The sequence below is a fragment of the Streptomyces sp. NRRL S-495 genome (genome assembly GCF_000966955.1).
GTDB classification, from domain to species: domain Bacteria; phylum Actinomycetota; class Actinomycetes; order Streptomycetales; family Streptomycetaceae; genus Kitasatospora; species Kitasatospora purpeofusca.
Genome location: NZ_JZWY01000483.1, coordinates 1 through 6,508 on the forward strand (window position 1 = coordinate 1; position 6,508 = coordinate 6,508).

The following is a 6,508-nucleotide window of genomic DNA, read 5'->3' on the forward strand; positions in this document are numbered from 1 at the left end:
GGTGGACTCGGCCCGGCTGCTGGCGGCGATCCAGGGCTCGTCGGCGAGTTCGACGAGCCGCAGCTGCTCCCGGCCGGCCAGCGGGTGGTCCGGCGGGAGGGCCACCAGCACCGGGTCCTCGGCCAGCGGGCGGAGGTCGAACAGCTCGGTGTCGTAGGGGTGTCCGGGGTAGGCGGCGACCACCGCGAGGTCGATCGCGCCGTCCCGCAGCCGGTCGAGCAGGTGCGCCGAGAGGCCCTCGGAGAGGGAGATGCCGATCCCCGGATGCGCCGCGCGGAAGGCCGCCAGCGCGGCCGGGACGAGGGCGGCGTTGGCGCTGTCGAAGGCGCCGATCCGCAGTCGGCCGAGGCCGAGGCCGGTGAGCGCGGCGAGGTCGCGGCGGGTGCCGTCCAGCCGGTCCAGCAGTGCCTCGGCGTGCGGCAGCAGTGTCCGGCCGTGCTCGGTGAGGCGGACCCCGCGGGCCAGCCGGTCGAACAGCTGGACACCCAACTCGGCTTCCAGAGTCGCGATCTGACGGGATATCGCGGACTGGGTGAACCCCAGCTGCTCACCGGCGGCGGTGAACGAGCCCAGGCGGGCGGTGGTGCGGAAGACGTCGAGCCAGGCCATGTCCATTCCGCATGGTTACCATGCGAGACATTCGCTTGTCGCCTGGCTCGATGGTTTCTAGCGTGGAGCCATGGAAAAGATCGCATTTCTGGGCCTCGGCCGGATGGGGCTCCCGATGGCCCGCCGACTCGCTTCCGGCGGATACCCGTTGACGGTGTGGAACCGGACGCCCGGCCGGGTGCCGGAGCCGGTGGAGGGGCTGGTGGAGGTCGCGGATCCGGCGGCGGCGGTGCGTGGCGCGGGCGTCGTGGTCACCATGCTGGCCGATCCGGCGGCGCTGACGGCCGTCGCGGGACAGATCATTGCCGAGCTGGCGCCCGGCACCGTGTGGGTCGAGATGTCCTCGGTGGGCCCCGCGGCGGTGGCCGAGGTGCGGGCACAACTTCCGGGCGGCGTGGGTCTGGTGGACGCGCCGGTGCTGGGCAGCGTCGGCCCGGCCGGGACCGGCGGGCTGACCGTGCTGGTGGGCGGTGGGCCGGTGGACGTGGAGCGGGTCCGGCCGGTGCTGGAGCGGCTCGGCCGGGTGGTCGACTGTGGTGGACCCGGGGCCGGTGCGGCGCTCAAGCTGGTGGCGATCGGGGCGATCGTCGGGGGAGTGGCGGTGGTCGCCGAGGCGCTGGCCCTGGCCGGATCGCTCGGCCTGCCCGAGGAGTTGGCGGACGGGGTGCTCGCCGCCGGGCCGCTCGGGGGGCTGGTGGCGCGGGCCAGGGCCGTCGACGCCGACTTCCCGGTGCGGCTGGCCGCCAAGGACCTCGCGCTGGCGGGCGGCGGGCCCGTGCTCGGCGCGGTGCGCGAACGGCTGCTGGCTCACCCGGAGTTGGCCGAGCAGGATCTTGCGCGCTGGGTGGACGCGGTTCGCGCCGGAGGCTGAGGGCCGGGGTCATCGGGGGCAGGGGTCGGGGGTAGGGCCGGGCCGGTTCGGGTAGGGCCGGCCGGGGCCGGGGTGTCCGTCCGCCTCGGGGGAGGGCGGGCGCCCCGGCCGCCGCCGTCAGCCGGCCCAGCGGGTGACGGTGAAGCCGGAGCCCTCGCGCCGCACCTCGGCGGCGCCCGTCCCGGCGAAATGCGCCGGGACGACCAACTCGCCCTGGTCGGCGGCCCGTTCGAGGACGCTGCGACGGGTGGTCGCGGCCAGGGCCGGGTCCTCGCAGAAGCAGCTGTTGCACTCGGGTCGGGTCAGCTGGAGCGGGCTGTGCAGCAGGTCGCCGACGAACACCGCCCGTTCGCCGTGAGAGTCGAGCCGCAGCACCGAGGAGCCGGGGCTGTGGCCGGGCGTGGGTTCCAGGGTGAGGGCTTCGTCGAGCCGGACGCCCTCCGTCCAGAGCACTGCCCGGCCCGAGCGGACCACCGGCTCGATGCTGTCGGCGTAGAGCAGCCGCCGCTCCTCCTGGCGGGTCGCCGGACCGGCGCGCCCGGGCCCGTCCGGGGCGAAGGAGGCGTGGTCGGCGGCCGGCAGGTAGTAGACGGCGTTGGGGAAGGCGGGCACCCACTCACCGTCCCGCTCGACGGTGTTCCAGCCGACGTGGTCGGCGTGCAGGTGGGTGTTGACCACCACGTCGACGTCCTCGGGCCGCACGCCGGCGGCCGTGACCGTGAGTAGGTCGAGGAAGTCGCTGTCCCGCTCGTGGAAGAGCTGGTTGTGCGGGCGCTGCCGGCGGTGCCCGACCCCGGTGTCGACCAGGACGGTGCGGCCCCCGTGGCGGACCACCCAGCTCTGCAGGGCGCCGACATGGGTGTCGTCGGCGCGGTTCCAGTGGTCGGGCGCGAGCAGCTCCGCGTTCCGCTCCCAGTCCTCGGGCGTCGCCCCGGGCACGATGTCGGCGGAGGGCATGAACGCCCCCTCCCACTCCCTGACCCTCAGCACCTCGGCCTCGCCGAGCACGATCCGTTCCATGGTCCCTCCCGTGGTGGTACGCGATGTCGTTCCGTCGACGAGTCCGATCCTAGGAGTGTCCTACTGAGCGGTTCAATGCGTGAATGGCTCGATCCGATACGAGATCGGCTCACCGGTGTGCCGCTGGGGCTATTCTGCGGTCATGGACGTGGTGAGCGACGCGATCGCGGCGGTACGGATCGGACGACCCTCCTCCAACCGGCTGCGGGTCGGCGGGGCCTGGTCGGCCCGCATCCCCGCCTACGAGGGCGCCGGCTTCCATGTGGTGCTGGAGGGCGGCTGCTGGCTGCTGCCGGACGGCGGTGAGCTCGTCCGGCTCGGGGCGGGCGACGCCGTGCTGCTGCCGCACGGGACGGGCCATGTGCTCGCCTCCGCGCCGCTGGACCGGGACGCGGCGGGCCTGGCGGTGCCGATCGAGCGGCTGCTCGCGGCGGCCCGGCCGACGCCGCCGCCCGCCCCGGAGGGCCCGCTCGACGGCGCCACGGGGCCGCTGCCGGTGCTCGACGGCGCCACGGGACCCCTGCCGGTGCTCGGCGCCGCGAGCGGGCCGATCACCGAACTGCTCTGCGGGAAGTACCGCCTGGAGCACAGCAGGTCCCATCCGCTGATGCTGGAGCTGCCGGACGTGGTGCACCTGCCGAACCGGGTCGGAGCCCACCCCCAACTCCGGGCGGCGGTCGATCTGTTGGGCGGCGAGCTGGCCGTCGAGGGGGCGGGCGGGGCGCTCGCCGTGCCGAGCCTGATCGATCTGCTGCTGGTGTACATGCTGCGGGCCTGGCTGGCCTCGCCCCGGACCGCGGCCGGGGCTGGGGGCGGGTCCGGGCTCGGGGCGGATGCTCCGGTGGCGGGGCCGGGAGCGGAGTTCGGTGCCGTCGGGGCGGAGCCCGGCGCGGGCGGCCGCTGGCCCGCCGCGCTCGGGGACCGGGTGGTGGCGGGCGCGCTGCGGGCCCTGCACGAGGATCCGGCACGGGGGTGGAGCGTCGAGGAGCTGGCCGCGAGCGCGGGCGTCTCCCGGGCGACGCTGACCCGCCGGTTCACCGCCCTGGTCGGCCGGGCGCCGATGGCCTACCTGGCCTGGTGGCGGATGACCCGGGCGGCCGCGCTGCTCCAGCAGACCGCAGATCCGCTGGACGTCATCGCCCGGCGGGTCGGCTATGCGACGCCGTACGCGCTCTCGCACGCCTTCAGTCGGCAGTTCGGGACGACGCCGGGCCGCTACCGGGACCGGATGGCGGCCCATTTCGCTGACGGATGATCAAACTCTTGAACGTTTGAGTTTGCCCGCCCTGTCCCTGTCAAGAGTGCCTCGACCTACTGCCCGAGTGTCGGTATGTGCAGCGAACGATCGTTTGCCTACCAGGTACATACCAGGTCACGGCTATTGGTCGTGGGCGATTCGTCCTTTTCTGTCATGTCCTGTCAGGTCTTGACTCGGAGGATCCTCCAAGTTTCAACCCCTGGTTGGCGTTCATGAAGATAACGAAAGAGCAGGGATTTGCCGGAGCTTGAATTTACTTATTGACGACACTGGACGGCGCCGGGTTAACTCCTGCCACCTCGCCGCAGTGTTGCGGCCCCTGTCACGGAGGCATCCACCCCATGAACGCAACGATGCGTCGCGTCCTCGTCGGCACCGCCGCGGTCTCGATGGCCCTCTCCCTGGCCGCCTGCGGCAAGGCCGGCGCCGACAAGAAGGACAGTGCGAGCTCCGGGGACTCCAAGTCCATCGGCCTGCTGCTGCCGGAGAACGCCTCCTCCACCCGCTACGAGTCCTTCGACCGCCCGTTCATCGAGGCCAAGGTCACCGCCCTCTGCCCGGACTGCAAGGTCCGCTACAGCAACGCCGAGGGCAGCGCGGCCAAGCAGAAGCAGCAGTTCGACACCCTGATCGCCGAGGGCGTCAAGGTGATCGTCCTCGACGCCTTCGACGCCAAGTCCACCCAGGCCTGGGTCAAGGAGGCGGCCGGGAAGGGCGTCAAGGTCGTCGCCTACGACCGCCTCGCCACCGGCCCGGTCTCGGCCTACGTCTCGTTCGACAACGAGAAGGTCGGCGAACTCCAGGGCCAGGCCCTGCTGGACGCCCTCGGCGCCAAGGCCGCGGACGCCAACATCGTGATGATCAACGGCGATGAGGCCGACCCGAACGCCGCGCTCTTCAAGTCCGGTGCCCACAAGGTGCTGGACGGCAAGATCAAGAAGGTGGTGTACGAGCAGTCCGGCGAGTGGAAGCCCACCGTCGCGGGCCAGAAGACCGGCGCCGCCATCACCCAGCTGGGCAAGGACGGCTTCCAGGCCGTCTACTCCGCCAACGACGGCATGGCCGGCGCGATCATCACCCAGCTCAAGGCGGCCGGCCTCAACGTCCCGGTCGGCGGCCAGGACGCCGGCCTCGACGCGATCCAGCGGATCGTCGCCGGGGACCAGGCCTACACCATCTACAAGGCGTACAAGCCGCTCGCCGACAGCGCCGCCGAACTCGCCGTCAGCCTGCTCCAGGGCAAGGACGTCAAGGCCGTCGCCTCCGCCACCGTGGACAGCGACACCGACAAGGGCATCCCGGCCAAGCTGCTGGACCCCAAGGTCGTCACCAAGGCCAACATCACCGCCACCGTCATCGCCGACGGGCTCTACAAGGCCGCCGACATCTGCACCGCCGACTACGCCGCCGCCTGCGCCGCCGCCGGCCTGAAGTGACCCCCGGTCACTGACGTCCGGTCACTGACGGCCGGTCGCTGACGGCCGGTGGCCGACGCCCGTCCGGCGCCCTCGCGCGGCGCCGGACGGCGGCCCGTCCCGCCGTCGCCCCCGCTCCCACCCCTCCCCACCCCGCCACGCACACCCCCGCAGGAGATGGTTCACGTGACAGGCGCACCCGTACTGGCGCTGCGCGCGGTCTCCAAGCGCTTCGGCGCTGTCCAGGCACTCACCGACGTCGACCTCGACGTCCACGCCGGTGAGGTCGTCGCCCTGGTCGGCGACAACGGTGCCGGAAAGTCCACGCTGGTCAAGACGATCGCCGGGGTCCACCCCATCGACGAGGGCACCATCACCTGGGAGGGCCGCCCGGTGCGGATCGGCCGCCCCCAGGACGCCCAGGCCCTCGGCATCGCGACCGTCTACCAGGACCTCGCGCTCTGCGACAACCTCGACGTCGTCGCCAACCTCTTCCTCGGCCGCGAGCTGCGCCGCCGCGGCACCCTGGACGAGGTCGCCATGGAGCGCCGCGCCAAGGAACTCCTGGACACCCTGTCGATCCGCATCCCGAGCGTGCGGATCCCGATCGCCGCGCTCTCCGGCGGCCAGCGCCAAGTGGTCGCCATCGCCCGCGCCCTGGTCGGCGACCCGCGGATCGTCATCCTCGACGAACCGACCGCCGCCCTCGGCGTCGAGCAGACCGCGCAGGTCCTGGACCTCGTCGAGCGGCTGCGCCAGCGCGGCCTCGGCGTCATCCTGATCAGCCACAACATGGCGGACGTCCGCGCGGTCGCCGACACCGTCGCCGTGCTGCGGCTCGGCCGCAACAACGGTGCCTTCCCGGTCGCCGGGACCACGCCCGAGGAGATCATCTCCGCCATCACCGGCGCCACCGACAATGCCGTCACCCGGCGCCAGGCACGTATCGCGGAGGAAGCGAAGTGAGCACCAGCCAGACCACCCCCGCCGCCGACACCCCGGCCCCGGCCGCCGACCCCCGGCTGCTGGTCCGCCAGGGCGGCGTCGCCGGCTACGCCGAGGAGTTCCGCCGCAAGATCCGCAGCGGCGAACTCGGGGCCCTGCCCGTCGTCCTGGGCCTGATCCTGATCGCGATCATCTTCCAGAGCGTCACCGGCCACTTCCTCCAGGCCGACAACCTGACCAACATCACCAAGTGGATCGCCGGCTACGGCCTGATCTCGGTCGGTGTCGTCTTCGTCCTGCTGCTCGGCGAGATCGACCTCTCGCTCGGCTCGGTGGCCGGCGCCTGCGCCGCCGTCACCTCCGTGCTCGCGGTGCGCCAGGGTCTGAACG

6 protein-coding genes and 1 pseudogene are annotated in these 6,508 nt (G+C 72.7%); 5 read left to right on the plus strand and 2 right to left on the minus strand.

Annotated elements, in window-relative coordinates:
• Positions 1–615, minus strand: a 615-nt coding sequence (locus VR45_RS24125; protein WP_045941930.1) for a LysR family transcriptional regulator, incomplete at its 3' end; no start/stop codon positions are given.
• Positions 616–679: 64 nt separating this feature from the next.
• Here VR45_RS24125 and VR45_RS24130 point away from each other — a divergent pair.
• Positions 680–1,480 (plus strand): NAD(P)-binding domain-containing protein, encoded by an 801-nt coding sequence (locus tag VR45_RS24130; protein ID WP_045941924.1) that lies wholly within the window; start codon positions 680–682, stop codon positions 1,478–1,480.
• Positions 1,481–1,597: 117 nt separating this feature from the next.
• Here VR45_RS24130 and VR45_RS24135 read toward each other — a convergent pair whose 3' ends face one another.
• The gene (locus VR45_RS24135; protein ID WP_045941925.1) at positions 1,598–2,500 is read right to left on the minus strand and encodes an MBL fold metallo-hydrolase; all 903 of its coding nucleotides are present in this window, start codon (positions 2,498–2,500) and stop codon (positions 1,598–1,600) included.
• Between the two features lie 142 nt (positions 2,501–2,642).
• Here VR45_RS24135 and VR45_RS24140 point away from each other — a divergent pair, with 142 nt between their 5' ends.
• From VR45_RS24140 to VR45_RS24155, 4 genes and pseudogenes are all read left to right on the plus strand, one after another.
• Complete coding sequence (locus VR45_RS24140; RefSeq protein ID WP_045941926.1) at positions 2,643–3,755, plus strand: AraC family transcriptional regulator; 1,113 nt, start codon at positions 2,643–2,645, stop codon at positions 3,753–3,755.
• A gap of 344 nt (positions 3,756–4,099) precedes the next feature.
• Positions 4,100–5,194 carry a substrate-binding domain-containing protein gene (locus tag VR45_RS24145; protein WP_045941927.1) on the plus strand — a complete coding sequence of 365 codons (1,095 nt, stop codon included), beginning with the start codon at positions 4,100–4,102 and terminating at the stop codon, positions 5,192–5,194.
• Between the two features lie 156 nt (positions 5,195–5,350).
• Positions 5,351–6,139, plus strand: coding sequence for an ATP-binding cassette domain-containing protein (locus VR45_RS24150; protein ID WP_078896788.1), 789 nt, complete (start codon positions 5,351–5,353; stop codon positions 6,137–6,139).
• Positions 6,136–6,508: pseudogene (locus tag VR45_RS24155) on the plus strand (sugar ABC transporter permease); the annotation flags it as partial. The gene VR45_RS24150 and the pseudogene VR45_RS24155, both read left to right, overlap by 4 nt.

Coding starts and splice junctions, on each gene's coding strand:
- VR45_RS24130 (WP_045941924.1), top strand. CDS start 680: ATGGAAAAGATCGCATTTCTGGGCCTCGGCCGGATGGGGCTCCCGATG.
- VR45_RS24135 (WP_045941925.1), bottom strand. CDS start 2,500: ATGGAACGGATCGTGCTCGGCGAGGCCGAGGTGCTGAGGGTCAGGGAG.
- VR45_RS24140 (WP_045941926.1), top strand. CDS start 2,643: ATGGACGTGGTGAGCGACGCGATCGCGGCGGTACGGATCGGACGACCC.
- VR45_RS24145 (WP_045941927.1), top strand. CDS start 4,100: ATGAACGCAACGATGCGTCGCGTCCTCGTCGGCACCGCCGCGGTCTCG.
- VR45_RS24150 (WP_078896788.1), top strand. CDS start 5,351: ATGGTTCACGTGACAGGCGCACCCGTACTGGCGCTGCGCGCGGTCTCC.